General features: G+C 64.0%; 29 protein-coding genes and 1 riboswitch. Of the genes, 9 read left to right on the top strand and 20 right to left on the bottom strand.

All coding sequences use genetic code 11. The features are described from left to right. Positions 1 to 128: 128 nt before the first annotated feature. From pcp to OOB33_RS17395, 5 genes are all read left to right on the top strand, one after another. Positions 129 to 791 carry a pyroglutamyl-peptidase I gene (gene pcp / locus OOB33_RS17415; protein ID WP_271009596.1) on the top strand — a complete coding sequence of 221 codons (663 nt, stop codon included), beginning with the start codon at positions 129 to 131 and terminating at the stop codon, positions 789 to 791. A gap of 131 nt (positions 792 to 922) precedes the next feature. Further along, positions 923 to 1201 (top strand): BufA1 family periplasmic bufferin-type metallophore, encoded by a 279-nt coding sequence (locus OOB33_RS17410; protein WP_102766852.1) that lies wholly within the window; start codon positions 923 to 925, stop codon positions 1199 to 1201. Positions 1202 to 1214: 13 nt separating this feature from the next. Then, entirely contained in the window at positions 1215 to 2120 is a 906-nt protein-coding gene (locus OOB33_RS17405; RefSeq protein WP_271009595.1) for a DUF692 domain-containing protein, read from the top strand. Then, a complete protein-coding gene (locus OOB33_RS17400) occupies positions 2117 to 2902 on the top strand; it encodes an HvfC/BufC family peptide modification chaperone (RefSeq protein WP_271009594.1) in 786 nt (261 codons plus the stop codon). The genes OOB33_RS17405 and OOB33_RS17400 overlap by 4 nt, the downstream gene beginning before the upstream one ends. 55 nt (positions 2903 to 2957) lie before the next feature. Next, the gene (locus tag OOB33_RS17395) at positions 2958 to 3485 is read left to right on the top strand and encodes a DoxX family protein (protein ID WP_243392708.1); all 528 of its coding nucleotides are present in this window, start codon (positions 2958 to 2960) and stop codon (positions 3483 to 3485) included. 16 nt (positions 3486 to 3501) lie between these two features. On the opposite strand, the gene tolA is transcribed toward OOB33_RS17395, so the two are convergent. From tolA to OOB33_RS17300, 19 genes are all read right to left on the bottom strand, one after another. Beyond that, the gene (gene tolA / locus OOB33_RS17390) at positions 3502 to 4428 is read right to left on the bottom strand and encodes a cell envelope integrity protein TolA (protein ID WP_271009593.1); all 927 of its coding nucleotides are present in this window, start codon (positions 4426 to 4428) and stop codon (positions 3502 to 3504) included. Between the two features lie 7 nt (positions 4429 to 4435). Then, entirely contained in the window at positions 4436 to 4885 is a 450-nt protein-coding gene (gene tolR / locus OOB33_RS17385; RefSeq protein ID WP_271009592.1) for a protein TolR, read from the bottom strand. A gap of 19 nt (positions 4886 to 4904) precedes the next feature. Further along, a complete protein-coding gene (tolQ, locus tag OOB33_RS17380) occupies positions 4905 to 5603 on the bottom strand; it encodes a protein TolQ (protein ID WP_102766848.1) in 699 nt (232 codons plus the stop codon). Continuing rightward, on the bottom strand, positions 5600 to 6088 hold the full coding sequence (locus tag OOB33_RS17375) for a YbgC/FadM family acyl-CoA thioesterase (protein ID WP_271009591.1): 489 nt from the start codon (positions 6086 to 6088) through the stop codon (positions 5600 to 5602). The genes tolQ and OOB33_RS17375 overlap by 4 nt, the downstream gene beginning before the upstream one ends. Then, positions 6085 to 7296 (bottom strand): pyridoxal phosphate-dependent aminotransferase, encoded by a 1212-nt coding sequence (locus OOB33_RS17370; protein ID WP_271009590.1) that lies wholly within the window; start codon positions 7294 to 7296, stop codon positions 6085 to 6087. Before OOB33_RS17370 ends, OOB33_RS17375 begins: the two co-directional genes overlap by 4 nt. Next, entirely contained in the window at positions 7293 to 7832 is a 540-nt protein-coding gene (nusB, locus tag OOB33_RS17365; protein ID WP_102766845.1) for a transcription antitermination factor NusB, read from the bottom strand. Before nusB ends, OOB33_RS17370 begins: the two co-directional genes overlap by 4 nt. Further along, entirely contained in the window at positions 7829 to 8302 is a 474-nt protein-coding gene (gene ribH, locus OOB33_RS17360) for a 6,7-dimethyl-8-ribityllumazine synthase (protein ID WP_271009589.1), read from the bottom strand. Before ribH ends, nusB begins: the two co-directional genes overlap by 4 nt. Before the next feature lie 14 nt (positions 8303 to 8316). Continuing rightward, positions 8317 to 9417, bottom strand: coding sequence for a bifunctional 3,4-dihydroxy-2-butanone-4-phosphate synthase/GTP cyclohydrolase II (ribBA, locus tag OOB33_RS17355; RefSeq protein WP_271009588.1), 1101 nt, complete (start codon positions 9415 to 9417; stop codon positions 8317 to 8319). A 48-nt stretch (positions 9418 to 9465) separates the two neighbouring features. After that, positions 9466 to 10560, bottom strand: a complete 1095-nt coding sequence (gene ribD, locus OOB33_RS17350; RefSeq protein ID WP_271010075.1) for a bifunctional diaminohydroxyphosphoribosylaminopyrimidine deaminase/5-amino-6-(5-phosphoribosylamino)uracil reductase RibD — start codon at positions 10558 to 10560, stop codon at positions 9466 to 9468. 60 nt (positions 10561 to 10620) lie between these two features. Further along, on the bottom strand, positions 10621 to 11625 hold the full coding sequence (locus OOB33_RS17345) for a recombination-associated protein RdgC (protein ID WP_271009587.1): 1005 nt from the start codon (positions 11623 to 11625) through the stop codon (positions 10621 to 10623). Between the two features lie 112 nt (positions 11626 to 11737). After that, positions 11738 to 12946, bottom strand: a complete 1209-nt coding sequence (locus OOB33_RS17340; protein WP_271009586.1) for a type IV pilus modification PilV family protein — start codon at positions 12944 to 12946, stop codon at positions 11738 to 11740. Positions 12947 to 13058: 112 nt separating this feature from the next. Then, positions 13059 to 14381: a PilX N-terminal domain-containing pilus assembly protein gene (locus tag OOB33_RS17335; RefSeq protein WP_271009585.1), complete on the bottom strand. Its 1323-nt coding sequence runs from the start codon at positions 14379 to 14381 to the stop codon at positions 13059 to 13061. Beyond that, positions 14378 to 15142, bottom strand: a complete 765-nt coding sequence (locus tag OOB33_RS17330) for a prepilin-type N-terminal cleavage/methylation domain-containing protein (RefSeq protein WP_271009584.1) — start codon at positions 15140 to 15142, stop codon at positions 14378 to 14380. The genes OOB33_RS17335 and OOB33_RS17330 overlap by 4 nt, the downstream gene beginning before the upstream one ends. Further along, complete coding sequence (locus tag OOB33_RS17325; protein WP_271009583.1) at positions 15100 to 15660, bottom strand: GspH/FimT family pseudopilin; 561 nt, start codon at positions 15658 to 15660, stop codon at positions 15100 to 15102. Before OOB33_RS17325 ends, OOB33_RS17330 begins: the two co-directional genes overlap by 43 nt. Further along, on the bottom strand, positions 15657 to 16136 hold the full coding sequence (locus OOB33_RS17320) for a type IV pilin protein (protein ID WP_271009582.1): 480 nt from the start codon (positions 16134 to 16136) through the stop codon (positions 15657 to 15659). The genes OOB33_RS17325 and OOB33_RS17320 overlap by 4 nt, the downstream gene beginning before the upstream one ends. A 104-nt stretch (positions 16137 to 16240) precedes the next feature. After that, the gene (locus OOB33_RS17315) at positions 16241 to 16786 is read right to left on the bottom strand and encodes a GspH/FimT family pseudopilin (RefSeq protein WP_271009581.1); all 546 of its coding nucleotides are present in this window, start codon (positions 16784 to 16786) and stop codon (positions 16241 to 16243) included. A gap of 145 nt (positions 16787 to 16931) precedes the next feature. Continuing rightward, complete coding sequence (gene nrdR / locus OOB33_RS17310; RefSeq protein WP_102766835.1) at positions 16932 to 17375, bottom strand: transcriptional regulator NrdR; 444 nt, start codon at positions 17373 to 17375, stop codon at positions 16932 to 16934. A 24-nt stretch (positions 17376 to 17399) separates the two neighbouring features. After that, positions 17400 to 18650, bottom strand: a complete 1251-nt coding sequence (gene glyA, locus OOB33_RS17305; protein WP_171828788.1) for a serine hydroxymethyltransferase — start codon at positions 18648 to 18650, stop codon at positions 17400 to 17402. Positions 18651 to 18726: 76 nt separating this feature from the next. Further along, positions 18727 to 18866, bottom strand: a riboswitch (ZMP/ZTP riboswitch). A gap of 67 nt (positions 18867 to 18933) precedes the next feature. Further along, a complete protein-coding gene (locus OOB33_RS17300; RefSeq protein WP_271009580.1) occupies positions 18934 to 19788 on the bottom strand; it encodes a lytic transglycosylase domain-containing protein in 855 nt (284 codons plus the stop codon). A 264-nt stretch (positions 19789 to 20052) separates the two neighbouring features. Between OOB33_RS17300 and OOB33_RS17295 the strand changes: the two genes are divergently transcribed. After that, positions 20053 to 21630, top strand: coding sequence for a UbiD family decarboxylase (locus OOB33_RS17295; protein ID WP_271009579.1), 1578 nt, complete (start codon positions 20053 to 20055; stop codon positions 21628 to 21630). Between the two features lie 205 nt (positions 21631 to 21835). Here OOB33_RS17295 and OOB33_RS17290 read toward each other — a convergent pair whose 3' ends face one another. Then, positions 21836 to 22645, bottom strand: coding sequence for a YdcF family protein (locus tag OOB33_RS17290; RefSeq protein ID WP_271009578.1), 810 nt, complete (start codon positions 22643 to 22645; stop codon positions 21836 to 21838). A gap of 185 nt (positions 22646 to 22830) precedes the next feature. Between OOB33_RS17290 and msrA the strand changes: the two genes are divergently transcribed. The 3 genes from msrA to OOB33_RS17275 are packed head-to-tail and all read left to right on the top strand — an operon-like array spanning position 22831 to position 25317. Next, positions 22831 to 23385, top strand: coding sequence for a peptide-methionine (S)-S-oxide reductase MsrA (gene msrA / locus OOB33_RS17285; protein WP_271009577.1), 555 nt, complete (start codon positions 22831 to 22833; stop codon positions 23383 to 23385). Between the two features lie 40 nt (positions 23386 to 23425). Next, positions 23426 to 24103 carry an ABC transporter ATP-binding protein gene (locus OOB33_RS17280; protein ID WP_271009576.1) on the top strand — a complete coding sequence of 226 codons (678 nt, stop codon included), beginning with the start codon at positions 23426 to 23428 and terminating at the stop codon, positions 24101 to 24103. After that, the gene (locus OOB33_RS17275; RefSeq protein ID WP_271009575.1) at positions 24100 to 25317 is read left to right on the top strand and encodes an FtsX-like permease family protein; all 1218 of its coding nucleotides are present in this window, start codon (positions 24100 to 24102) and stop codon (positions 25315 to 25317) included. The genes OOB33_RS17280 and OOB33_RS17275 overlap by 4 nt, the downstream gene beginning before the upstream one ends. The last annotated feature ends 24 nt before the right edge of the window (positions 25318 to 25341 follow it).

The following is a 25341-nucleotide window of genomic DNA, read 5'->3' as shown; positions in this document are numbered from 1 at the left end:
TCTTTGTTTTTTCCTCCCGCTCGCTTCGACGCTGGGGCACCGAGCGGTTTCAGTGTCCTGTGCGGCGCGCTTCACACAAGGCCTCACAATCCCTGCCCAGATCGCCATCCATGCCACGGATTTGTTTCATGCCCCACCTTCCGCCGAGCCATCCCTGCATTCTTCTGACTGGCTTTGATGCCTTTGGTGGCGAGTCCATCAACCCCTCCTGGCTGCTGGCCCAGACCCTGGACGGAGCGCTGCTCTCGGGCCACCGGGTGGTCTCGCGTCGTCTGCCCTGTGTGTTTGGCGAGGCCTTGCGCGAACTTCAGCAAGCGCTGGACGAGCTTCAGCCCAGCCTGGTGCTGGCACTCGGACAGGCCGCAGGCCGGGCCGAGTTGTCGCTGGAGCGCGTGGCCATCAATGTCGACGATGCCCGCATTCCCGACAATGCGGGCGCGCAGCCCATCGACGAGCCCGTGATCCCCGGCGCACCTGCCGCCTACTTTTCAACCCTGCCCATCAAGGCCATGTGTGCCGCCCTGCGCGAAGCCGGCGTGCCGGCCGGGGTTTCGCAAACCGCCGGCACGTTTGTCTGCAACCACGTCTTCTTCGGCTTGCAGCATGCCTTGGCGGGCCATCCCGTGCGCAGCGGCTTCATGCACATCCCCATGCTGCCGGAACAGGCGGCTCGGCACAGCCCCATGCCCAGCATGAGCCTGGCCACCATGGAGCAGGGCTTGCGCCTGGCATTGCAGGCGGCCCTGCATGTGAGTCAAGACCTGCATGTCAGCGCCGGCAGCATCGCCTGATTTATTTCTGCTCGGGGCTGTAATCCTGGATCCCTTGCTTGCGACAGACGTGGGCGGCAGGCAAGATGCCGCTGAGTCCGCACTGCGGTCTCGTTCGGTTTCATTCATCTCAGTCTTCAGGAGTTCTTCTTATGCAAAGCAAGCAAGTGGTATCCGCCGCCTTGGCCGCCGTGTTCGCCGTGGGTTTGGTCGGCCAGGCGGCCGCGCAGGAAAAGGCCGCCAAGGAAAAGTGCTACGGCATTGCCAAAGCCGGAGAAAACGACTGCGCCAACCTCAGTGGCTCACATTCCTGTGCGGGTCAGTCCAAGGTCGACATGGCCGTGGAGGAGTGGAAGTACGTGGCCAAGGGCAGCTGCAAGTCCCAGAACGGCCTCAGTGCCGAGGAGGCCAAGGCCAAGCTGAAGAAGTGATTCAGTCGGCAACTTGTCCGGCAGCACCCGCCTTCTTGTCAAGATGAAGCATGGCACCGTGGGCATGGGCTGGCGACAGCCTCATTACGATGCCGTACTGGCGGGTGAGGTCGGCGCCTCGGACGTGGATTTTCTTGAGGTCCATTCCGAGAATTTTTTTGCCGAGGGCGGCGCGAGCCTGCAGGTCTTGCTGGCCGGCCGGGAACGCCTGCCCCTCAGTCTGCACGGGGTGGGCTTGGGGCTGGGTTCGGCGTGTGGGCTGGACCCTTGGCACCTCGATCGCTTGGCCGATCTGGTGGAGCGGGTCGATCCCCTTCTGGTGTCTGACCATGCAGCCTTCACCCGGGCGCCTTGGAATGGCGCGCAGCAAGGCCTGATGCATGCAGCCGATCTGCTGCCCATTCCCTTCGATCGCGTCAGCCTGGACTTGATGATCGGCCATGTGCAGCAAGTGCAGGAGCGCTTGCGCCGGCCGATTCTGGTCGAGAACCTCAGTGCCTATCTGGCCTGGCAGGCAGACGGCGCATCGGCGCTGTCCGAGCCCGAGTTTTTCAATGAGCTGTGCCGGCGCAGCGGCTGCAGGATGCTGCTGGATGTCAACAATCTGGTGGTCAATGCCCGCAACAGTGGCGCCCCGCCGGACGAAGCGGCACGGCGCGCCATTGCCTGGGTGCAGGAGATTGCTGTCGATGCGGTCGGCGAGATTCACCTGGCGGGTCATTTGGAGCTGCCTGACGTGGTCATCGATGACCATGGCAGTCGCGTCTCTGAAGCAGTCTGGCAGGTGTACCGCGCGGCCATCGAGCGTTTTGGACCGGTGCCCAGCCTGGTGGAATGGGACAACGACATTCCTGACTTGTCCGTCTTGCTGGGCGAGGTAGCGCGCGCGCGTCAGGAAATGCGGATCTTGTGTCCATGAGTCTCGATCAGCTTCTACAGCGTCAGCAGGCCTTGCTGCAGGCTTTGACCGCGCCGCCATCCCTGGCCGCTCGCGCATTGCCCGAGAGTCTGGCGGCGCCGCCGGGTTTGAAAGGCGGCGTCGATCGGGGCCTGCTGGCCTATCAACTCAATGCCCAGGTCATGGCCGACAAGGTGCTGGCCCAAGCCTTTCCACGCCTGCGCGAAGTGTTGGGCGAGTCTTCGTTTGCGGCCATGGCTTGGGAATGCTGGCGCCAGCGCCCGCCGCAACGGGGTGATCTCGGCGAGTGGGGTCAGGTCTTGCCTGACTTCCTGGCCGAGCAGGAGGGCATGGACGCCTCGCTCTTGGAATTGGCGCAGCTGGAGTGGGCGGCCCACGGTTTGGAGCGAGGGCCTGATGACGGCTTGGATGCAGAGTCCTTGCAGCTGATGGCCACCGAATCGCCCGCTGACTACACGGTGGTCCTGCGAGCCGGCTCCCGGCTCCTGGACTTGAGTGCGGCTGCTTGGAACGCATGGCAGGGTGGGCCTGTTCCAAATGACGGGTCTGTCGACGCCACGCCCACGCCGGTTTTGTTGTGGCGGCCCTTTTGGCGTGTTGAGGCGCAAGTTCTGAGTGTGGCCGAAGCGGCATTCACGCGCGCGCTTTTGCAGGCGTGCAGCCTGGAGCAGGCGCTGGAGGCTGCGCAAGCGGCGGACCCATGCTTTGACTTTACGGTCTGGTTGCAGCGGGCCTTGGAACGCCACTGCCTCAGTTCGGTGCGTTTACTGGCTCGACCTTAAGGCGAGCCATCGCGCTCGAACACGACCCTCATTTTTTTCCCGAAAGGAGGCGCTCATGGCGACTCAGTGGATGGATGGCCTGCGTTCGGCCTTGTGTTTCTTGATGGATGCCGGTCCGCGGCGCGTGCCGGCCGCGACCGGGCAGCCCGACCGTGTCAACGTACTGTTGTACGGCATTGAGTTTCAGGCCCAGGGCCTGGCCAGTCTCTTGGCCCGACTCTATGTTGCACAGGTGTTTTTCCTCTCGGGCTTGACCAAGCTCCGCGATTGGTCGGTGACCTTGGCGCTGTTCGAGGACGAGTACCAGGTGCCGCTCCTGCCGCCGGAGCTGGCAGCCTACCTGGGCACGGCGGGTGAGCTGGCTTTGCCCGTGTTGCTGGTGCTCGGTTTGGGCGGCCGATTCGCCGCCCTGGGCCTGAGCGTGGTCAATGTGATGGCCGTGCTCAGCCTCAGCGAGATCGCTCCGGCCGCGCTGCTGGGCCATCAGCTCTGGGGCGCCTTGTTGCTGATGCTGGCGCTTTGGGGCGCCGGCCCCTGGTCGCTGGACGCCTGGTTGGGTGCACGCCGGGTGGCGCGCGCCTGAACCATCACCCACCCCCTCATTCGCGCGGCTGGAAACTGATCACCAGAACCGGCGGCACGCGGCCGTCGGTGTCGCGCGGCAAGGTCTCGGTCTTGTCGATGGCGCGCAGCACGGCTTTGTCCCACTCGGCATCGCCGCTGGGCTTGAGCAGCTTGCGGGCGATGATGGTGCCATCGGGGGCGGTGCGCACCTCCACCTCGGCCACTGGGTTGCCGCTCGGGGCGTCGGTGTAGATGATGTTGGGGCGCACGCGCGCCTTGATGCGGCCGCCATAACTGGCTGAGGGGCCGGAGCTCTTGAGCGCGGTGCCCGTGGCGCTGGGGCCGCCGCTGGCGCCGGCCATGCCTTGGATACGGCGCAGGTTCTCCTGGCGCTGCGCCTCCAGCTTGGCTTCGCGTTTGGCTTCTTCGGCCTTGGCTTGCTTGTCTTTGAGCTGCTTGTCGAGCTTCTCTTTCTTGAGCTTGTCTTCGGCTTCGCGCTTGGCCTGCAGCTGCTTCTCGCGCTCGCGTTCGAGCTTTTCCTTTTCCTTCAGGGCCAACTGCTTTTTGCGCTCGGCTTCCAGTTCGGCCAGGCGCTGCCGTTCGGCCTCCAGCTTCTTTTTCTCCTTGGCCTTGGCGATGGCGATCTCGGCATCGCGTTCGGCCTGGAGTTCTTCGGGGCTGGGCTGTTGGACCTTGGGCTCGGGCTTGGGTTCAGGCTTGGGCGGCTCGGGTTCCGGCTCCGGCTCGACCAGCTTGGGCGCGGCGGCTTGCGGCACGGCGGACCACAGCTCCGCCTCAAAGGCCGGCGGGTCCTGCGTGCGCCAGCTGACGCCCGCGCTGAGCGCGGCCAGCAGGGCCGCGTGGGCGATCAGGGCGAAGGCAAAACCGCGGCCCATGCCGGGCGGGGCCGGCGGGCGCAGGGGATCATGCAGGTGGCGGGCACCCAGGGGCAGGCTGCTCATGGCCGAATCAAGGGTTCCCGCTGCTGCTGTTATTGCCGCCATTGCGCACGGCCAGGCCCACGCGCTGGATGCCGGCGCTTTGCAGCACATCCATCACCTTGACCACGGCTTCGTACTTGACGTTCTTGTCAGCCGAAATCACGACCGGCGTGTTGCTCTGGGCGCCCTGGGCTTGCCGTGCGCGTTCGGGCAGTTGCTTGAGGGTCAGGGCTTGCGGCTCTTCCTGGTCCAGCTTGAGCTTGAGCTTTTCGTCCGGGCCGACGATGACGTGGATCACATGCTCGGGTTGCTGGCGGCTCTTGCCCACGCTGGGCAGGTCCACCACACCGGTGGTGATCAGCGGCGCGCTGACCATGAAGATGATCAGCAGCACCAGCATCACGTCGATGAAGGGCACCATATTGATTTCATTGATGGTGCGGCGGCGAGATCCGCTGCGCGAGGAGACGGCGGCCATGGTGGCGGGCTCCGCGTGCTCAGCGCGCCGGGCCGGCCGGCTGGGCGGGCAGGGTGGCGTTGCGCTGCAGGATGTTGGAGAACTCTTCGATGAAGGATTCCAGGGTGATGGCGCTGCGGTCGATCTGGCGCGCGAAGCGGTTGTAGGCCAGCACGGCAGGGATGGCAGCGAACAGGCCGATGGCCGTGGCCACCAGGGCTTCAGCAATGCCGGGCGCCACCGTGGCCAGTGTCACCTGCTGCACATTCGACAGGCCGACGAAGGCGTGCATGATGCCCCAGATGGTGCCAAAAAGACCGACGTAGGGAGAGACCGAGCCGACCGAGGCCAGGAAGGAGAGGTTGCTCTCCATGGTGTCCATCTCGCGCTGGAAGCTGGCGCGCATGGCGCGGCGCGAGCCGTCGAGCAGGGCAGTGGGTTCGACCACGCGACGCTCACGCAGCTTCAGAAACTCGCGCATGCCCGAGGCGAAGATGCGCTCCAGCGGCGCGCCACCGGTCTTGCCGTTGACGGCGGTGTAGAGCTCGTTGAGGTTCTTGCCCGACCAGAACTCCTGCTCGAAATCCTCATTGCCCTTCTTGATGCGCGAGAGCGAGATCAGCTTGCTGAAGATCACGCTCCAGCTGGCCAGCGACACGGTCAGCAAGGCAGCAATCACCAGCTGCACCGCCAGGCTGGCGTGCATGATCAGGGCGACGATGGAAAGGTCTTGGTTCATAGAGCCACAACAGGTTTTTGGAGCGCCTCGATCACCGAGGCAGGAATACGGCAGGGTTTGAATTCGGCGATGCCGCGCTCGGCGGACAGCTGGGAGGCCACGCAGCCAATGCGGATCTCGCCTTCGGCAAGCAGGCGGCGGCCCTCTGGTCCTTCAATGAAGGCCTGCTGAAAGACCAGCATGCTCGCACGACCGAGCTCGCGTGGCTCGACGGTGACGAACAGCCAGTCATCCAGCCGCGCCGGGCGAAGATAGCGCACCGAGGTCTGGCCGACCACGAACATCACGCCCGATTCATGGCGCATGGCCTCCTGGCCAAAGCCCAGGCGACGCAGCCATTCGGTGCGGGCGCGTTCGAAAAACTTCAGGTAATTGGCATAGAACACCACGCCACCGGCATCAGTGTCTTCCCAGTACACGCGCAGGCCATGTTCAAAAACGGGTGCAACGGCGCCTGCGTCAGGGTTCATGTCCTTCGAGCTCATGCGGATGCGATCCGGTAACGCGGCAGTTGCTCGGCCAGCCGGGCCACGGCCTCGCGCAGATCGTCCATGCTGCTGGCGTAGGACAGGCGCAGCCAATGTTCGCTGCCGCTGCGGCCGAAGTCGCGGCCGGGCGTCAGGGCGATCTGGGCGCTGCGCATCAGATCAAAGGCCAGCTCCCAGCTGCTGCAGTTTTCCGAGCAGAAGTCCGAGGCATCCATCCAGACGTAGAAAGCGCCGTCCGGCATCACCGGCACGCGCAGGCCCAGGGCTTGCAGCGCCGGCACGATGTAATCGCGCCGTTCGCGGAAGGCCGCGCGGCGTTGTTCATAGATCGCCAGGCTGTCGGGCTCGAAGCATGCCAGGGCGGCATGTTGGGCAATGCTGCTGGGGCAGATGAAGAGGTTCTGCGCCAGTTTCTCGATCGGTGCTACCAGTTCGGGCGGCAGCACCAACCAGCCCAGGCGCCAGCCGGTCATGCTGAAGTATTTGGAGAAGCTGTTGACCGAGATCACGTCCTCGCCCAGCGCCAGTGCGCTGTGCTCGAAGCGAGCGTCCTGGCTGAGGCCGAGATAGATCTCATCGACGATGGTCACGCCGCCGCGCGCGCGCACGGTGGCCACGATCTCGCGCAAGGCTTCGGGTTCGATCGAGGTGCCAGTTGGATTGCTGGGCGAGGCCAGCAGCACGCCTCGGGTCTGCGCGGTCCAGGCGTCTCGCACCTGGGCCGGGCTGGGCTGAAAACGTTGCTCGGGCCCGGCGGGTAGCAGCACCGCCTCAGCGTCCACCGCAGCGACGAAATGCCGGTTGCAGGGGTAGCAGGGGTCGGGCATCAGTACCTGATCGTCCGCCTCGAACAAGGCCTGGCAGACCAGCTGCAAGCCCGCCGAAGCACCGGCGGTGATGACGATGCGCTCGGGCGCGATCGTCAGACCCCATCGCTGGCCATACCAATCGGACAGGGCCTGACGCAGCGCGGGCAGGCCGGTGGCCGGGGTGTATTGGGTGCGGCCGGCGCTGATGCACGCCTGCGCCGCTGCTTGCACGGCCGCGGGCGCGCCAAAGTCGGGCTCGCCGATGTTCAGAAAGACCATGGGGCGGCCGCCCTGCGCCGGGTCGCAGATGGGGCTGCGCGCCAGCTCGGCGGCAGCCTTGCTGCACTCCATCACATAGAAAGGCTCGATGTGGTCGAGTCGGCCGGCCAGCTTCATTTCGAAGCGGAACTCCCGCTGCCGGACTTGCCACGCGCGCTCACTTCCAGCGGGCGCAGATCACCGGCGGCGCGGTCCAGCACGCCGTTCACGTACTTGTGACCATCGGTGCCGCCAAAGGCCTTGGCCAGCTCCACTGCTTCGTTGATGGCCACCTTGTAGGGGATGTCGATGCAGTGCTTGAGCTCGTAGGCGCCAATCATCAGCACGGCGTGCTCGATGGGCGAGAGCTCGGTGGTCTTGCGGTCCACATGGCGCGCCAGCACGCCGTCGAGATCGGGAGCTTCCAGGATGCATCCGTTCAGCAGGGCATCGAAATGGGCGCGGTCGGCCTTGTCGAAGTCTTGCTGTTCGCGCATGTGGGCGTCGATGGTGCCGACGTCATCGCCGGTGATCAGCCACTGATACAGGCCTTGCAGCGCCGCTTCGCGCGAGCGGCGGCGTGCTGACTTGGGCTGCACGCGCTTGCGCGGGGCGCTGGCGCTTTTGCTGGGGCTCGGGGTGGCGGCTGTCGCGCTCTTGTTGTTCGTGTTCACTGCAGGTCTTCCATCAAATTGGCCATCTCGACCGCCACACGGGCCGCGTCGCGGCCTTTTTCCTCGGCGCGTGCCCAGGCTTGTTCTTCGTTCTCGACCGTCAGGATCGCGTTGGCGATGGCGATCTGGTTGTCCAGGCCCACGCGCGTGATGGCCGCGCCACTCTCGTTGGCGACCAGCTCGAAGTGGTAGGTCTCACCACGGATGATGCAGCCCAGGGCCACCAGGGCGCTGTAGTCTTGGCTGTCGGCCATGGCATTGAGGGCGATGGGTACTTCCAGGGCGCCCGGCACGGTGACGTGGCGGATGTGCTTTTCGTCCACGCCCAGGGCCTTGAGCTCGGCCACGCAGGCATCCGCCAGGCGGCTGGTGATGGCGTGGTTGAAGCGGGCCTGCACGATGCCGATGCGCAAGTCTTGCCCGTTCAGCGAGGCTTGAGCCGCGGCGTGGCCTTTGTCCGATCCTTGCATGGTGTGCGCTCTTCTCAGGAGTTAGGGGTGGCGGCTTTGAAGCCGGTGACTTCCAGGCCGTAGCCGGTCATGCTGGGCATGCGGCGCGGGCTGCCGAGCAGGCGCATCTTGTGCACGCCGAGTTCACGCAGGATTTGCGCGCCCACGCCGTAGGTGCGCAGATCCATCACCGTGCGCGGTGGCTGGGCGGGCTCAGTGGCTTGCAGGCGTGCCAGCAGGCTGCCGGCTTCTTCGCCGCAATTCAGCAGCACGGCCACGCCGCAGGGGGCGGCTTGCAGCTCGGCCAGAGCGGCGGGAAGCGGCCACGAGTGGCCGCAGGAGCCGGTGTCCAGCAGGTCGAGCACCGACAGGGGCTCGTGCACGCGCACCAGCACCTCGTCGCTGGCCGACCACTGTCCCTTGCTCAGGGCCAGGTGGGTGGCGCCGGTTCGGTCGGTGTAGACGCTGCAATCGAACTCGCCCTGGGCGGTCTGCAGCTTGCGCTGGGCCACGCGGCTGATCAAGGTTTCGTTGCGGCTGCGGTATTCGATCAGGTCGGCAATGGTGCCGATCTTGAGCCCATGCTCCTTGGCGAACTCGATCAGGTCGGGCAGACGGGCCATGGTGCCGTCGTCCTTCATGATTTCGCAAATCACCGCGGCGGGCGTCAGGCCGGCCATCTGGGCAAAGTCGCAGCCGGCTTCGGTGTGACCGGCGCGCATCAGCACGCCGCCATCCTGGGCTTGCAGCGGGAAGATGTGGCCGGGCTGCACCAGGTCGCGCGCCTCGGCACCGCGGGCCACGGCGGCCTGAACCGTGCGCGCACGGTCAGCGGCCGAGATGCCGGTGGTGACGCCGGTGGCGGCCTCGATGGAGACGGTGAAGGCGGTGGCGTGCTTGGTGCCGTTGCGGCTGGCCATGGGCGGCAGCTGTAGGCGCTCGCAGCGCTCGCGGGTGAGGGTCAGGCAGATCAGGCCACGGCCGTACTTGGCCATGAAGTTGATCGCCTCTGGCGTGACATGGTCGGCCGCCAGCACGAGGTCACCCTCGTTTTCGCGGTCTTCTTCGTCAACCAGGATCACCATACGGCCGGCTGCAAGCTCGGCCACCAACTCGGGGACGGGAGATATGGGCATAAACCCGATTGTAGGCGGGGCAGGGCCGCTCCAACTGGAGCGGGGTCATCAATCGCGCAGCGGCCGGGCCCGCAGGCGCAGATCCTCGCCGATCGGCGTGCATTCTTGCCATTGCCAGCGCTGGGCCTGGTCGAGCTGGTTCAGGGCGGGCAGGGCAGCCAGCTCGCGCCCCGGGCCCAGCAGCAGGGGGGCCAGGTAGACCAGGAGTTCGTCCACCAAGCCAGCGCGCAGCAGGGAGCCGTTGAGCTTGTGCCCGGCTTCGACATGCAGTTCATTGATGCCGCGCCGGCCCAGTTCGTCGAGCAAGGCGGGCAGATCGACCTTGCCACCCGGGCCCGGAAGGCTGATCAACTCGGCGCCTTTCTCGCGCAGTGCAGCGGCCGTTGCATGCCCTTCCAGCGATTCAAGCGCGTGGCAGAGCAAGACCTGACCCGGTGGCGGCAGCAATCGGGCCGCGGGCGATATTTCAAGCCGGGAGTCAACGATGACGCGCATCGGTTGCAAGACGGTGTCGACCAGGCGCACATCGAGCCGCGGGTCGTCATCGCGCACGGTGCCGATTCCGCTGAGCACGGCGCCCGCGCGCTTGCGCCAGGCATGGCCATCCTGGCGGGCGGCCGGGCCGGTGATCCATTGGCTGACGCCGTTCTCCAGGGCTGTGCGGCCGTCCAGGGAGGCGGCCATCTTCATGCGCACAAAGGGCCGGCCGCGTTGCATGCGGGAGAGAAAACCGAGGTTCAGCTCGCGCGCTGCCGTGCTGAGAGCGGCGTCCTCTACCCATTCGGCTTGCACGCCAGCGGCGCGCAGCCGCGCCATGCCCTGGCCGGCCACCTGCGGGTTGCTGTCTTCCAGGGCGGCGACCACGCGGCCCAGGCCGGCGGCGATCAAGGCATCACAGCAGGGCGGCGTGCGCCCGTGGTGGGCGCAGGGCTCAAGCGTGACGTAGGCTGTCGCGCCCAGGACCGATTCGCCGCGTGCGTGTGCATCGCGCAGGGCCATCACCTCGGCATGGGCCTGGCCGGCAGCCTGGGTGTGGCCTTGGCCGAGCAGGCGCCCATCGGCCGCGACGATGACGCAGCCGACCCGCGGGTTGGGGTCGGTCAAGCCGATCGCATGCTCGGCCAGGCTCAGCGCATGGCGCATGGCGTCCTGCGCTGAGGCCAGGTGAGTCGGGCGGGGCAGGGCGGCACTGTGGCTCAACACTCAGTCCCAGGGCGCAGTTTCGAGCGTCTGGCTGGCAGATGCGCTGCCGGTCGGGTCGGTGCTCGGGCTTGCGCTTGCGGGCAGGGCGGCCAATGCAGCACCCGCGGCAAAGAAGTCATGCTCGCCACCGAGGCCGTCGATCAGCTCGGGAATGAGCTTGCACAGCTCGCCGGTGGCCAGGGCGGCGTCGGCATCAAAAGCCTCGTCCTTCTCGGGTGTGTCGCGGCCTTCGAAGGCGAGGTCAAGGAAGCTGATCTTCTTGATTTGCAAGGTGTCGGTGAGCATGAAGGACACACGGTCCTTCCAGCTCATGGCCAGGCGGGTGGGGGCCTTGCCGCTTTGAAGATGCTGGCGCACCTCTTCAATGTCCAGCGCATGGCGGGCGTAGCGCACCACGGATTTCATCTCGTCGCCGCTCTTGAGTTCGCACTCGCGGTCGATGGTGAAGCCCTCGGGCGGCACACCGTCCATCAACCAGGCGGCCATGCAGATGGCGGGCGATTCGGCGGTCTGGATCAGGTGAAGGTTCAGGCCGTCGAGTGCCTTGACCAGCAAGGTGACCACCTCTTCGGCCCGGCTGGCACTGCCGGCGTCAATCATCAGGAGCTGCTGAGCCGGCGCGATCCAGACCCGGATGGAAGATTGTTTGGTGAAAGCCTGGGGCAGCAGTTCCAGAGTGGCCTGCTCCTTGAGGTCCTTGGTCTGCTTTTTGCCGGGCTTGCGGCCGGTTTCCTGCTCGACGCGGGCTGCCAGCTCATCGGTGCGCTTGCGCACCACCGAGCCGGGCAGCACGCGCTGCTCCAGCACCAGCTTCAACAGCCAGTGGCCGCCAATGTCTTCCACCAGGGGGGCGTGGGGAACGCCGCGGGGCGAAGCCCAGCCCAGCGACTGCGCCTGGGTGGCGCCGCACTCGACGAAAACGGACTTCGCCAGGCTTTCCTCGATCTGCTCTACCGTGATCTGCCAATCCGCACCGATGCGGTACACCATCAAATTCTTGAACACTGCAGTCCTTGCTCTTGTCTCACGTGCGCGGCCGCCGCCTGAGGGCGCGCGACCAAAACGTGATTGTCACTCAGGCCGATGGCCGAGGACGAGAGACGGGCGCGGTTCTCGATCAGGGTTGCGCGGGCGCCGCTTGTTGGAGCTCGGTGTTGCTGTTGACGAACACGCCGTTGTCCGGATCGACGGCTGCGCCAGTCGGGCAGCGGCTCACGCTGGCATTGATGACCAGGAAGTTCTGCCGCGCCAGCGAGGAGCTCACGGCGTCGTAGTTTTCCGGGTGCTCCGCATTGCTGATGCTGCCATTGCCGTCGTAATCGGCGCTGTAGCGGCAGACCTTGCGGGCATTGGCTCCCGTCAATTCGATGCCGCTGAGTTCTGCCCGGCCGGACCAGATTCTCGGTGTGCCGTTGTTGGGCTCGATGAAGCAGTTGTAGCTCACGAAGGGCATGGTCGAGGAGGGGCTGGTCGGCGCATCGTCGAAGCATTGCTGCACGGTCGGGGCCGCAATCGCGTCGGCAAGCCGGCTGTTGGTGATCACCACATCCAGCGGCAAGGCAAAGCCTTCCGGATGGGCCGGGTCCGGGCGGAGGCTGTTCGAGAAACGAATGGTGCCACTCAGCAAATAGCCCACCGTGTTGTTCGAACAAGACTCGACGTCTTGCAAGGTCAGGCTGCTCGACGATGTGCCCATGGCCACCGTGCAACGCCCGGTGATCACGCCGGTCAGGTTGTTGAACACCCAAGCCACCGTCGCCGTGGGGCCGGGCACAAACACGCTGGTCTTGTTGCCGAGGTCTTTGGCTTGGGCCGGGATGCTGGCTTCACGCTCACCTGGCCTGCGAAGCGCTCCGGCAGAAGGAGCAGCAACCAATGAGCCACTCAGAAAGGTCTCTGCCTTGGAGATAAAGCTGTCCAATTGCACGAACTGTGCGCCAGCGGCGCGATCAACCCAACTCACGCGGACCTGAACATTACGCATGGGAGGGAGGGCCTGGGTCTGACCCGATAGCGCTTCTGTCCAGTCGCCGACGGTTCGGCTGATGGAGTAGCTCGCGTTTCCAACATTGATCGATTGGAGGCAGGCGCCTTCGCCTTCTTCACCGGTGCATGCATTCAAGCTCTGGATGCTGGCAAAGTCACGTGTACCAGCAGGTGAGCTTGCGTTGATGGTTGCGACGGAGAAGTCGCGCAAACGTTCCAGCTCTGATTGGGCGATCCGCATGGCTTCGCTGCGTTGCTTTGACAAATCAGAAGCCCTGCGCATGGTTCCTTGCAGGCCGATCAATGCAACCATGCCGAAGGCCATGATGAGAAGTGCCACCAAGGCCTCAATCAAAGCCACCCCGAACTGAGAAGAACCTGGTGGGGCTTGGACTGGCCTCACGAGTCGAGCCCAATGAGTGGGCTTTGAATGATGATGCGGTGCGCCCATATCAGTAGTTCCACCAGCTTCCGGGCATGCGCACAAAGCTGCCGGTCGCATTTTTCAGTTGATTGACGACCGAAGGGTGATACCAGATATCTGCCCGACCAGTGACTTCGAGGCCGCCCTCTAGCATGAGCAAGCCCGTGATCAGAGAGGGCTGAGTACTGGATCCGGCCCAGCGTCCTTGTCCCGTAGCGTAGATGAGCCCGGTAAGTTGCATGGGACCCTCGAGTGTCAGCGTGCCTTTCGCCACGATCACCATCGGCATGGCCACGCTGCCCAAGGTGACGTTGCTGGCAATGGTGACGGGGCCGTCAACCCAGGCCATGCGAACGCCGCGCGCGTAGGCGGTGACCAAGGCGCTCCCACAGTCTGCTTCCGGGCAGGTGATCTTTCGCATGGCCGGTTGATCCAGGTACTGCTGCAGCGTCATGCCGAAATATCTGGAGAACATGCGACCCGTAGGCGCATTCTTCAGGCTCAGGTCATTGTCCAAAATGGCCGTTGTGGGGTCAGAGCCTGGCAGGCTGCTCATTCGGTCCGTGCGTAAGGCCGGACTGCTTGGTCGGGCTTCGCCGGTCACCAAAAGCATGCCGTTGGCACGTGGGTCACTATTGTGCAAACCGAGACTCTCTGCGTCGACCGTGAGCGTGCCTTTCACAGTCAATGGGCTGGCGGGAGCGTTCTTGAGCGCACTGACGAGGGCAATATCTGCCTCGACCGTAGATCGGCCCTGCATGGCGAGGGCGCTGGCTTGCACATCGGCGCAGGTGGGAATTGAGCTGCCACTGCAGCCAATGGCTCGCAAGCGCATCGTGCCTGGTTTTGGGGGTGGGGGCGGTGTCGCGCTGTTGGCAGGTCGCCGGTCCAGTCTGACATAAAACGTTGGTTGCAGGCTGTCCGCCTCAGTGACTGAAGGGAATGCTGTCAAAGAGACCATTGTGCTTGCGCACTGGCAAGTCCATGTACCCGTTGCGTTGTTGCGAACGCAGGCAGCATGCCCGACAGCACCTGTTGAATCGAGTACGTTGATTTCGCGGGTTTCGGGCTGAATCGAAGTCAGGTAACGATCCCGGAAACTGGTCGTGGCAGTTGCACTGCTTCGGCAAGCTGCGTCAATGTTGATGCCATTGAGCATGCCCAAGGTCCACTCAATGCCAGCCTCTGCAGCTTCAACTGCAACATTGGCTCGATAGTAGTTGCTGGCAATTCGCTGCTCAAAGACCATGTTTCGATTGGCATACGCAGCCATCATTGCCATGATCAAGAACAAGACCATCACGACGACCAGAGTCGCCGCGCCATGTTGCTTGTTTGAAATGGACCTCATGAGCAAGTCCCAGTGATTTCATCGTTGCGGGCTTTGCCGCTCACGGTCACTTGTCTCACGACATTGCTGTCATGAGCCGCTTGTCCCGTCAATGTGATGGTGATGAGCCTTTGAATTTGACGAGGCGGGCAGTTGACACTCGCACCCTCGCAGCGATCGGGGCAGCTGTCGATCAGGCTGACCGTCTGCTCGTTGCTGCTGACATTGAAAGAAGAGACCAACAAGGTGTTGGAGTCTGTCATCGGCTGCCATCGGCCTCCGAGCCGCATGCGCAACATACCGCCTTCGAGTTTGAAGCCGAAGGATTCTGTGTCGTCATCAACTGCGTTGTCTTCGGCCGGGTCGGATGGAATGCCCGTACGTTCCTTGTGCTTGGCGTAGGCGTAAGTCAAGACTCGCGAATTGTCTTCACCGGTCACACGCAGTGATGCTGCATACCGATTTTCAATCGGGCTTGAACTCATGCCAGGCGCCCAGATGCCGTTCTGCGGAATGGTCCATGCCCCTGAACGACGAATCTCCCTGAGCATCAAGTCTGCTGCAGCCCGAAGATCTTGTTGAATTTGAGTTTCCAGCACAAGGCGTCGGTGATCCGCCAATTGGCTGGTCATCATCATGCCGGCCCCAGCAATCACGATCATGCCAACGGTGACCCCGACCATCAGTTCAATCAGACTGAGACCAAGTTGCCGGCTACGAATTGAAGCTCGATTTCGACCTAGCATGATGCAACCCCGGGCATGGTTCCATTGGGTGAGCACGTCTTGATGCGACCCATGGCGTTCACTTGAACTTTCAAGCTGACGCCCCTTCGTCCACTGACCAGGACTGAAAAGTCAGCCGGGTTGGGCGTGAACTGCGGAAAGGTGAACTCAATTCGATTGGCGCCGATACCCGTCGCGCCCGTTGATTCGAAAGTCACACCTAAGCTGCCGGGGATCTGTACTGTCTTGACTTCGGTGGCCGTTGTGTCGATGGGGTCACAAGCCGGGGCAGTGGTCGAAAGGCAGTTGCAAAAACCCACAGTGCCTCGATAGTTGACCGTGTAGCAACTGAGGTCTGTCGATTTCTTGTAATGGATTTGGACGTTGGTGCCCTTCGCGACCGCCTCAGAGCGTGCAAAGGCCAAATCGTTCGCAATTTCGTCGGCAACCGCAGCCACTCGGCGCCTGTTCCACATATCGGCCATGGATGGAGCTGCCAGGGCGGCCAGGACCCCGAGGATCACGAGCACCACCATCAATTCAACCAGCGTCACTCCGTTGCGCTTGTGCTTCATTTGGGCCAGCATTTGCTTGTTGTGTTGACTTGTCCGGCTTGAGCGGAGTAGGTCAATTGCCCGCCTGTCATTGTTGCCATCATGACCGGGCAATCGGAATCATTGTTTTGTAGACCGCGGGATTTGGCCGTAGCTTTCACGACATACCCCGTCGCGTAGCTGCCCGTTTCGCCAATCCCCTCCAAGGTCAACTCGTAGTGTTGGATCTGAAGTGATCCCACCAGGTCCGTCACGGAGTTTGAATAGGACGATCGATTGGCTCGCCATCTTTCCTGGGCTTGGACCACCGCTGAAATTGCGGTGATCGCCTCCGATCGGCGGCTGCGAGTCGCGTACTCTTTGTAACTGGGTAGTGCAACAGCCGCCAAGATGGCAATGATGACCACAGTCAGCATCAGCTCGATCAAGGTAAAGCCGGCCGTCTGGAGCCGTCTAAGGCTTAGCAATGCTGGGCTTTTTCGGCGCGGTGTTCTCATGCGTGCATTATGAAAACCGCAAGAGGCGCAATAAGGCGCTACTTTGCCGCTTGTCCTGGGAGCTGAACCGCTTGTCTGCAGACCCTCACTTGAGGGGGGGGGGCTCAAGCACAGGTGGGGCTACCGGCAATTGAACCGTTCGGCGAGCATGTCCGAATACGACCTGTGATGGCTATGACATGGCGAAGAGTTTCGCCTTGCTGGCTGCTCACGTCGATGTGGCCTGTGCTTGTTACGGTGCCTTGTCTGCTGTGAAAGCTGAGAGTCGTGACATTGGCTTGCATGGTCAAGCCACTGCTTCGTTGAACCCACTGGGATCGAATCAGTCGCCCGGCGGTGGTGCAGGAGGCTTGACCGTCCGCGTTGCAGCCACAGGCGCTGACGTCTCCAGCGTAGAGGACATAGCAACTTCCCGCTGCTGTCGAAGAGGTCTTGAAATGCGTGGAGGCGCCGAGCAAGACGGTGTCTCCTCGGGCTTGCTGCAAGTCCGTCATGAGGGTTTGCGACAGAGCTTTGAGGGATTGAACACGTTTGCTGGATTGCAGGGACGGCAAAGCTACCGCTGTCAATGTCGAGACGATCGAGAGGGTGACGCAGGCTTCAATCAGGGATACGCCTCGAATGCCGGTGCTTTGATTCAGACGGTTCATTTGTCACTCCTTGATGTGCCGCGATAGACACAATCTAGGAGGTACAGGTCTGAATCTCTGTCACTCCGAGGTGGGAGTGCCCCCCCTCTTTGGTGGGGGATGGTGTTGTGAGGCCGCGAGGCGCTAATAGCGGCAAAAAAGCGGCTCAGATCTCGCGGATCAGCTGGCGGAACTCGTCCACATCTTCAAAGCTGCGGTACACGGACGCGAAGCGGACATAGGCCACCTTGTCGATGCGCTTGAGTTCGCGCATGACCAGCTCGCCGAGCTTGGTTGAGGGCAATTCGCGGGCGCCGCTGGTCAGCAGGGCTTCTTCGATGCGCAGCAAGGCGGCGTCGATTTGCTCAATGCTGACCGGGCGCTTGCGCAGGGCCAGTTGCATGGACGCGCGAACCTTGCGGGAATCAAAGTCCGCGCGCGTGCCGTCTTTCTTGACCACCACGGGCAGGGCAATTTCTGCCCGTTCGTAAGTGGTGAATCGCTTGTCGCAACCCAGGCAGCGACGCCGACGGCGCACCACATCGCCTTCATCCGATTCCCGGGTCTCGGCGACCTGGGTTTCTCCATGATTGCAAAAGGGGCAGCGCATCGGCGTGTCGTGCCTGGATCAGGCTCAGCGGTAGACCGGGAAGTCGCGCGTCAGGGCGGCGACCTTTTCGCGCACGGTGGCGAGGTTGGCCTCGTCATGCGGCTTGTCCAGTACGTCGGCGATCAGGTGAGCGGTGGCGCGCACCTGTTCTTCCTTGAATCCACGCGTGGTCATGGCCGGCGTGCCCAGGCGGATGCCGCTGGTGACCATGGGTTTTTGCGGGTCGTTGGGGATGCCGTTCTTGTTGCAGGTCATGTGGGCGGCGCCCAGGATGGCCTCGGCTTCCTTGCCGGTCAGGTTTTTGGGGCGCAGGTCCACCAGCATGACGTGGCTCTCGGTGCCGCCCGAGACGATGCGCAGGCCGCGCTCGATCAAGGTGTCGGCCAGGACCTTTGCGTTCTTGACCACCTGAGCCTGGTAGGCCTTGAACTCGGGCGTCAGCGCTTCCTTGAAGGCCACGGCCTTGCCGGCGATGACGTGCATCAGCGGGCCGCCCTGGATGCCGGGGAAGATGGCGGAGTTGATCTTCTTGGCAATGGCTTCGTCATTGCACAGGATGATGCCGCCACGTGGGCCGCGCAGGCTCTTGTGGGTGGTGGAGGTCACCACATCGGCGTGCGGAACCGGGTTGGGGTAGACACCCGCTGCGATCAGGCCGGCGTAGTGGGCCATGTCCACCATGAAGTAGGCGCCGATTTCCTTGGCGATCTTGCCGAAGCGCTCGAAATCGATACGCAGGCTGTAGGCTGAAGCGCCCGCGATGATCAGCTTGGGCTTTTTCTCCCGGGCCAGGGCCTCCATGGCGTCGTAGTCGATCTCTTCCTTGGCGTTCAGGCCGTAGGAGATGACGTTGAACCACTTGCCGCTCATGTTCAGGGCCATGCCGTGGGTCAGGTGGCCGCCTTCGGCCAGGCTCATGCCCATGATGGTGTCGCCCGGCTGCAGCAATGCGAAGAACACGCCTTGGTTGGCTTGCGAGCCGGAGTTGGGCTGCACATTGGCGAAGTTGGCGCCGAAGAGCTCTTTCAGGCGGTCAATGGCAAGCTGTTCGACCACGTCCACGTACTCGCAGCCACCGTAGTAGCGCTTGCCGGGATAGCCTTCGGCGTACTTGTTGGTCAGCTGGCTGCCCTGCGCCTGCATCACGGCGGGCGAGGTGTAGTTTTCCGAGGCGATCAGCTCGATGTGATCTTCTTGGCGACGGTTTTCGTTCTGGACGGCAGCCCAGAGATCCGGATCGACTTGGGCGAGGGTGGAAGTGCTACGGTCAAACATAGGGGTGGCAGTGCTCTAGAGGTGGAGTGCCCGTCCGGCTGGGCACCGATTTGAAGAAACAGGTGCATCAGCGAGACCAAGCTGCCCAGGCGAACGGCTGAAGTCGGCGTGGGGTTCAGCCCATCGACGTTCGCGCTTCCCGGTGGTCCACCACCTCAGGCTGCCGGTGACGCTCGGTCACCTGGCCCTCCTTGATCGCCAGTCGCGCGAAGGCTGCAGTGTAGCCGCAGCGCCAGGGGCTCCCGAGGAAGCCGGCTTCGCCAAAGCACAGGGCAGGCTGCGCTCAGTGCAGCTGGGCGACGCGCTCGTCCTCGACCGTGGCCGGGCCGCTCGGCAGCTTGGGTACAGCCATTGGTGTGCTGGCTGGGCGAGCGGGTACAGGTCGGCCCGCGGCCACGGCCTTGAGTTGCTCCTGCATGGCCAAGACTCGGCTGGTGTAGTTGCCTTCGTCGGGCAAATTGGCTGCACCCACGTAGTAGCGCAAGCCTTCCTCCACCGTGCCGGCTCGCTGGATGCACTCTTTCAGCACTTGAACACCGACACGCATATTGGTGATCGGATCGAAGGCCGCGAAATTGCCGCCGAACGCCTCGTACTTGTCGTTGTGCACTTGGGTCATCACCTGCATCAGACCCTGGGCGCCCACCGTGCTTTGTGCAAATGGGTTGAAGGCCGACTCGATGGCCATGATGGCCAGAATCAGGGTCGGTTCCACCCGAGCGCGCTGGCCGACCGCGTAGGCTTCTTGAACCAGGCGACTGATGGGTTCCGGTGCAACCTTGTAGCGCCGTGCCACCCATTGGGCGATGGCGGCCTGCTGGCGAGGTAGGTCCTTGGGGTCGACCGCCGTGGCGCGGGCGATCGCATCCGGTTCTTCGTTGCCGATCAAGGTGTTGCCATCGGCGATATTGCGGGCTTCTTGGCGGGCATGGAGCCAACCACGGGCCTGGCCTTCGAGTTGCTGGCGCAGTTCCGCCTGGCTGGCAAAGGTCAGGAGCACAGCCACCACGGCCAGGCCAACCAGGGCCAGGGTGTTGTGGCTGACGACCAGCAGGCCTTGGCCGATGTCCTTGATGAACAAGGACGCAGCGGCTCCGGTGCTGCGGGTCAGGGATAAAAGATCACGACGCGCTGTCATGCGACTCCTTTCTTCTCTTCCACGAATTAAGCATCCCGGCTGGTGCCAGGGGCTCAAGAGGTGGCAGTGATAATGGGCCGGCCCAGGTGGCGGGGCTTGCGGATTGCAGGCCTTCGCCGGGGCTGACGTCCATCGGCAGCGGGGCGTCTTCACCCTCCCGAAGGCGAAGACACGGGTTAACCCTGAACGTTCAGGGTAGGCGGATTTTAAGGGTCAAAAATAACCCGTCAAGCTTGTTAACTGGTTTTTATATTACTGGATGTTATGAAGTATCGTGACCTGCGCGACTTTATTGGCGGTTTGGAGGGCATGGGTGAGCTCAAACGGGTGAGCCAGCCGGTCTCCCCTGTCTTGGAGATGACGGCCCTCAGCGACCGGGTTTTGCGCGCCGAGGGACCAGCGCTCTTGTTCGAGCAACCCACCGGTCACACCATGCCGGTGCTCAGCAATTTGTTTGGCACACCGCGTCGTGTGGCCCTGGGCATGGGGGCCGACAGCCTCGATGATTTGCGCCAGGTCGGCCATGTGCTGGCCAATCTGAAAGAGCCCGAACCGCCCAAGGGCGTCAAGGACGTCGGCCGTTTGCTGCAGATGATGAAAGCAGTCTGGGACATGAAGCCTCAGACGGTGCGCCGCGCGGCTTGCCAGGAGGTGCAGATTCAGGGCGCCGACATCAACCTCAAGGACATCCCGATCCAGACGTGCTGGCCGGGTGATATTGGCCCTCTGATCACCTGGGGCTTGGTCATCACCCGGGGGCCGCAGTCGGTGCCCAAGCCGCGAGCGCGCCAGAACTTGGGGATCTACCGCCAGCAACTGATCGGACGGCGCCAGCTCATCATGCGCTGGCTGGCCCATCGCGGCGGCGCCTTGGATTTCCGCGAGTTTGCGCTGGCCAATCCGGGGCAGCCGTTTCCGATTGCGGTGGCGCTGGGCGCCGATCCCGCCACCATCTTGGGCGCCGTCACGCCGGTGCCCGACAGCTTGTCGGAGTACCAGTTCGCCGGACTGTTGCGGGGCTCACGCACCGAACTGGTGGACAGCGGCGTGGGTGAAGCCGGCCGCATGTTGCAAGTGCCTGCCAGCGCCGAGATCGTGCTGGAGGGGCATATCCCGCCGGCGGCTGCGGGCTTCACCGGTGCCAGCGAGGACGGCGTGCCGCTGAAAGAAAAGGGCGGCTACCTGCACGCGCTGGAGGGGCCGTACGGCGACCACACCGGTTATTACAACGAGCAGGATTGGTTCCCGGTGTTTGAAGTCAGCCGCCTGACAAGGCGCGAGCAGCCGATCTACCACTCGACCTACACCGGCAAGCCGCCCGATGAGCCGGCCATTCTGGGTGTGGCGCTGAATGAAGTGTTCGTGCCGATTCTGCAAAAGCAGTTCACCGAGATCGTTGATTTCTATCTGCCGCCCGAAGGCTGCAGCTACCGCATGGCGGTGATCTCGATTCGCAAAGCCTATCCCGGCCATGCCAAGCGGCTGATGTTCGGGCTCTGGAGCTTTTTGCGGCAGTTCATGTACACCAAGTTCATCGTCGTGGTGGATGAGGACATCAACATCCGCGACTGGAAGGAAGTGGTCTGGGCCATCACCACACGCATGGACCCGGTGCGTGACACCACCCTGGTGGACAGCACGCCGATCGACTACCTCGATTTCGCCTCGCCGGTCAGCGGTCTGGGCGGCAAGATGGGCCTGGATGCCACCAACAAATGGCCGGGTGAGACCAGCCGCGAGTGGGGCCGGGGCATCGTCATGACGCCCGAGGTGCAAGCGCGCGCCGATCAGCTGTTTGAAACCCTGTTCACATCCTCAGCCCCGGGTTTGTCCGGGGCTTGATGGCTTGAAAGCGAGCCGGGCCTCACCTAGTGTTGGGAGGCCTGTCTCAGGCACAACCTCTGGCGCAATCATTGCGCGCCAGGAGCCCTCGGGCACATCCCCCGAGAGCCCCATCGGTGGCGTCAGCCACCACACCCCTTCCCGGTTCAGGCCTGGAAGGGGTTTCTACTTCTGGGCTTGACGTTTTCCGCTGGGCGTCGCCGCTTCAGTGGCCCGCGGCCAGGGCAATGGCCTCGTAGATGACATAGCGCACCCGGGCATAGCCCTCGCTGGATGGCAACCAGGTGCTCAGTCGCCATGGGCCGTCCGGACGCAAGCCGGCTGGGGCAGGGATCAGGGTGATGGAGCCCGGCACGCCCTTGTCATTCATGGCTTCGCGAAAAGCGCGCAGCGCGCGCGGCAGATGCTGCTCATGCGTGACCAGCACCAGGGTGCGGATCTGGCGCTGCTGCAGATAGTCGAAGCTGAAGCGGGCGTTCTCGCGGGTGTCGCGCGAGCGGTCTTCGATCCAGGACAGGGGGTGTTGAAATTCATCGGAAGCGACGCGGCGGGCGATCTGGCCTTCGCTGAGCAGCTGGTCGCGCGCCTGCCAGCCGATGCCGCCCGAAAAGCCCAGCGGCGCCTGGATCTGCCGTGACAGCCAGATGCCCAGCCTCAGCCGGGGCTGGCTGTGCTCATTGAGCGAGGGGCCCTGGTATTCCGGCGCCCACTGGCGTGCACCGCCGCCGAGCACCAGCACGGCCACGCCGCCGTCCTTGGCTTGCAGCTGGCGCAATCGGGCGATCTCCGCCCTGTCCAGGGCGGGCGGGGTGTTCAGCAATTGCTGGCTCAAAAAACGTCCGAAGCCTTCGCAACCACTGAGCCAGACCGCGATCACGGTCGCGAACAGGAGCAGCCAGCCACGACGCCGGCGTCCTTTTTGCAACTGCCAGCCGCCTGCGATGGCCAGGGCCATGAACACCATGGGTGCCTGCACCAGGCTCATGGCCAGCGGCTTCAAGTTTGGGGTCAACAAGCTCCAATCCACCTTCGCTCCACCTCGATTTCCACACCTGTTGTCGAATTGATTCTGTTTCGCCGGTGCGCATCATCGCTGCATGTGGGCATGAGCCCGTCGTCGGCAAGTGCGGGTCGGCTCGGCTATGCTCGCGCCGACTCGTTTGTCTCCCCCATACCTTCGCTGTGACGCGACCTGACACCATGAACAGCCCCATTCCTACCTCCTTGCAACGCATCACCCTCGGTGGCGGCTGTTTCTGGTGCACTGAGGCCGTGTTTGAGCAGGTGCGCGGCGTGCATGCGGTGCAGTCGGGCTATTGCAATGGCCCGGTCGAGAACCCGTCCTACGAGCAGGTCTGCTCTGGCCAGACGGGCCATGCGGAAGTGGTGCGCGTCGATTTCGATCCGTCTGTCGTCAGCCTGCGCGAGTTGCTGGAGGTGTTCTTTGTCATCCATGACCCGACCTCGCTCAATCGCCAGGGCGCCGATGTCGGCACGCAGTACCGATCGGGCATCTACACCCATTCAGCTGAGCAGGCGGCGCAAGCCCGCCAGGTATGGGACGAAGCCCAGGCCGCCCACCATGGGCGGGTGGTGACGGAACTGCTGCCCGAGCAGAACTACTGGCCGGCCGAGTCTTATCACCAGCATTACTACGCCCGCAACCCCGACCAGGGTTACTGCGCCTTTGTCGTGGCCGGCAAGGTCGAAAAGTTCCGCAAGACCTTTGCGCGCCTGCTGCGCCCGGCCGATTGACGCATCACGTGCACAAACACCTGCGGAGCGCTTGGCGTCGATGAGCATTCAATGGTCCGGGCTCAGCCACCACTACGCGGGTGGCGGCAGCCCCGTCGTTTTTCCTGATTTTTCGCTGCCGACCGGACGGCATTTGCTGCTGCGAGGCCCCTCGGGCAGCGGCAAATCCACTTTGCTGGCCCTGATAGCCGGTCTGCTGACGCCGAGCGCGGGCCGCATCCAGATGGCCGGTACCGAGCTGAGCACCTTGAGCGCGCGCCAGCGCGATGCCTGGCGCGGCGCGCAGCTCGGCTTTGTGCCTCAGCGCCTGCACCTCAGCGCCAGCCTCAGCGTACTCGACAACCTGGCTCTGCCCTTCATCAGCGCTGGCTTGCCGCCCCAGCCTGAGCGTGCCTTGGCTTTGATGCAGCAGCTGGGTTTGCAAGGCCTGGCCGCGCGCCTGCCGCACCAGCTGAGCGTGGGGCAGGCGCAGCGGGTCGCCCTGGCGCGGGCCTTGATGCGGCAGCCGGCGCTCTTGCTGGCCGATGAGCCCAGCGCCAGTCTGGACGATGCCCATGCGCAGCAGGTCTTGCACTTGCTGCTCGAGGTCGCTGCGGCGCAGGGCGTCAGCTTGATCCTGGCCACGCACGACGGCCGTCTGGTCCAGCCGCTGGCGGGCAGGGCGGATTGGTCGCTGCTGGATTTGGCGGCGGGCCGCGCAGGCGAGGTGCAGGCATGAGCGCCCTGATTCGCCTGGCCTGGCGGTATCTCTGGGCGCAGCCACTGACGGCCGGCCTGAATCTCTTGCTCTTGAGCCTGGGCCTGGCGGCGATCAGCTTTGTGCTCCTGGTCAGCGAGCAGATCGAGGCGGGTGTGCGCCGTGATCTGGCCGGCATCGATCTGGTGGTCGGCGCCAAAGGCAGCCCCATGCAGATCATGCTTTCGGGCGTGTTTCATCTCGATGTGCCCACCGGCAACATTCCGCTGGCCACACTCAAGACCTTGCGTGCGCAGCCCCTGGTCGCACGCGCCGTGCCCCTGTCGTTGGGTGACAGCCTGCGTGGCTTTCGCATCGTGGGCACGGAGCGCAGCTATCTGGATCTGTACGGCGCCAGCCTGGCTCAGGGGCAGGCGTGGAACGGGCCGATGCAGGCCGTGCTCGGTGCCGAGGTCGCACAGCGCACCGGCCTGGGCCTGGGCGCATCGTTTGCCGGCAGCCACGGCCTGGGCGAGCAGGGGGATGCGCACGAGGGCAGCGGCTACATCGTGACCGGCATCCTGAAACCCACAGGCACCGTGATCGACCGCCTGGTGCTGACCGATCTGGCCTCCGTCTGGCAGGTTCACGAGGCCCACCATGGCGAGGCGCATGAGGCGCATGAGGCGGAGGACAGGAATGAGGCCCAGCGGGAGGTCACCTTGATCCTGCTCAGCTATCGCAGCCCGCTGGCGGCCATCAGCCTGCCGCGCTGGGTCAATGCCCAGCCGGGCCTGCAGGCGGCAGCGCCGGCGCTGGAAACCGCGCGCTTGCTGCGCATGGTGGGGGCGGGCACCGAGGTCTTGCGCGGCTTTGCGTGGGTGCTGCTGCTGGCGGCGGGCTTGTCGGTGTTCGTGGCCTTGCTCAATGCCGTCCGGGCCCGGCAGGCGGATCTGGCCATGATGCGCATGCTGGGCGCGCCACCGTGGCGGGTGGCGGTGCTGGTGGGGCTGGAGGCGGCGATTCTGGCGGCACTGGCCTGTGTCATCGGCCTTGGCCTGGGGCATGGTCTGTGCGAGATCCTGGGCCGGGTGCTGGCCGAGCGCCAGAGCCTGCGCCTGACCGGCGCCTGGTTCTCAAGCTGGGAGTGGAGCCTGCCCCTGCTTGCCGCGGCGCTGGCCCTGCTGGCCTCGGCCTGGCCGGCCTGGCGCGCTTACCGGCTGGATGTCAGTGAATTGCTGCAGGCGCCGCGCTGAAGCGATGCCGCTGCAGGCACAATG

The organism is Paucibacter sp. B51, assembly GCF_027863535.1.
Classification (GTDB): Bacteria; Pseudomonadota; Gammaproteobacteria; order Burkholderiales; family Burkholderiaceae_C; genus Paucibacter_A; species Paucibacter_A aquatilis.
This window is presented reverse-complemented; position numbering and strand designations above follow the sequence as displayed.

Bases quoted from the DNA above. Each gene is read 5' to 3' on its own strand.
- pcp (WP_271009596.1), top strand. From the start codon at position 129: ATGCCCCACCTTCCGCCGAGCCATCCCTGCATTCTTCTGACTGGCTTT.
- OOB33_RS17410 (WP_102766852.1), top strand. From the start codon at position 923: ATGCAAAGCAAGCAAGTGGTATCCGCCGCCTTGGCCGCCGTGTTCGCC.
- OOB33_RS17400 (WP_271009594.1), top strand. From the start codon at position 2,117: ATGAGTCTCGATCAGCTTCTACAGCGTCAGCAGGCCTTGCTGCAGGCT.
- OOB33_RS17395 (WP_243392708.1), top strand. From the start codon at position 2,958: ATGGCGACTCAGTGGATGGATGGCCTGCGTTCGGCCTTGTGTTTCTTG.
- tolA (WP_271009593.1), bottom strand. From the start codon at position 4,428: ATGAGCAGCCTGCCCCTGGGTGCCCGCCACCTGCATGATCCCCTGCGC.
- tolR (WP_271009592.1), bottom strand. From the start codon at position 4,885: ATGGCCGCCGTCTCCTCGCGCAGCGGATCTCGCCGCCGCACCATCAAT.
- tolQ (WP_102766848.1), bottom strand. From the start codon at position 5,603: ATGAACCAAGACCTTTCCATCGTCGCCCTGATCATGCACGCCAGCCTG.
- OOB33_RS17375 (WP_271009591.1), bottom strand. From the start codon at position 6,088: ATGAGCTCGAAGGACATGAACCCTGACGCAGGCGCCGTTGCACCCGTT.
- OOB33_RS17370 (WP_271009590.1), bottom strand. From the start codon at position 7,296: ATGAAGCTGGCCGGCCGACTCGACCACATCGAGCCTTTCTATGTGATG.
- ribH (WP_271009589.1), bottom strand. From the start codon at position 8,302: ATGCAAGGATCGGACAAAGGCCACGCCGCGGCTCAAGCCTCGCTGAAC.
- ribBA (WP_271009588.1), bottom strand. From the start codon at position 9,417: ATGCCCATATCTCCCGTCCCCGAGTTGGTGGCCGAGCTTGCAGCCGGC.
- ribD (WP_271010075.1), bottom strand. From the start codon at position 10,560: ATGCGCCATGCGCTGAGCCTGGCCGAGCATGCGATCGGCTTGACCGAC.
- OOB33_RS17335 (WP_271009585.1), bottom strand. From the start codon at position 14,381: ATGAGGTCCATTTCAAACAAGCAACATGGCGCGGCGACTCTGGTCGTC.
- OOB33_RS17325 (WP_271009583.1), bottom strand. From the start codon at position 15,660: ATGAAGCACAAGCGCAACGGAGTGACGCTGGTTGAATTGATGGTGGTG.
- OOB33_RS17320 (WP_271009582.1), bottom strand. From the start codon at position 16,136: ATGAGAACACCGCGCCGAAAAAGCCCAGCATTGCTAAGCCTTAGACGG.
- OOB33_RS17315 (WP_271009581.1), bottom strand. From the start codon at position 16,786: ATGAACCGTCTGAATCAAAGCACCGGCATTCGAGGCGTATCCCTGATT.
- nrdR (WP_102766835.1), bottom strand. From the start codon at position 17,375: ATGCGCTGCCCCTTTTGCAATCATGGAGAAACCCAGGTCGCCGAGACC.
- glyA (WP_171828788.1), bottom strand. From the start codon at position 18,650: ATGTTTGACCGTAGCACTTCCACCCTCGCCCAAGTCGATCCGGATCTC.
- OOB33_RS17300 (WP_271009580.1), bottom strand. From the start codon at position 19,788: ATGACAGCGCGTCGTGATCTTTTATCCCTGACCCGCAGCACCGGAGCC.
- OOB33_RS17295 (WP_271009579.1), top strand. From the start codon at position 20,053: ATGAAGTATCGTGACCTGCGCGACTTTATTGGCGGTTTGGAGGGCATG.
- msrA (WP_271009577.1), top strand. From the start codon at position 22,831: ATGAACAGCCCCATTCCTACCTCCTTGCAACGCATCACCCTCGGTGGC.
- OOB33_RS17280 (WP_271009576.1), top strand. From the start codon at position 23,426: ATGAGCATTCAATGGTCCGGGCTCAGCCACCACTACGCGGGTGGCGGC.
- OOB33_RS17275 (WP_271009575.1), top strand. From the start codon at position 24,100: ATGAGCGCCCTGATTCGCCTGGCCTGGCGGTATCTCTGGGCGCAGCCA.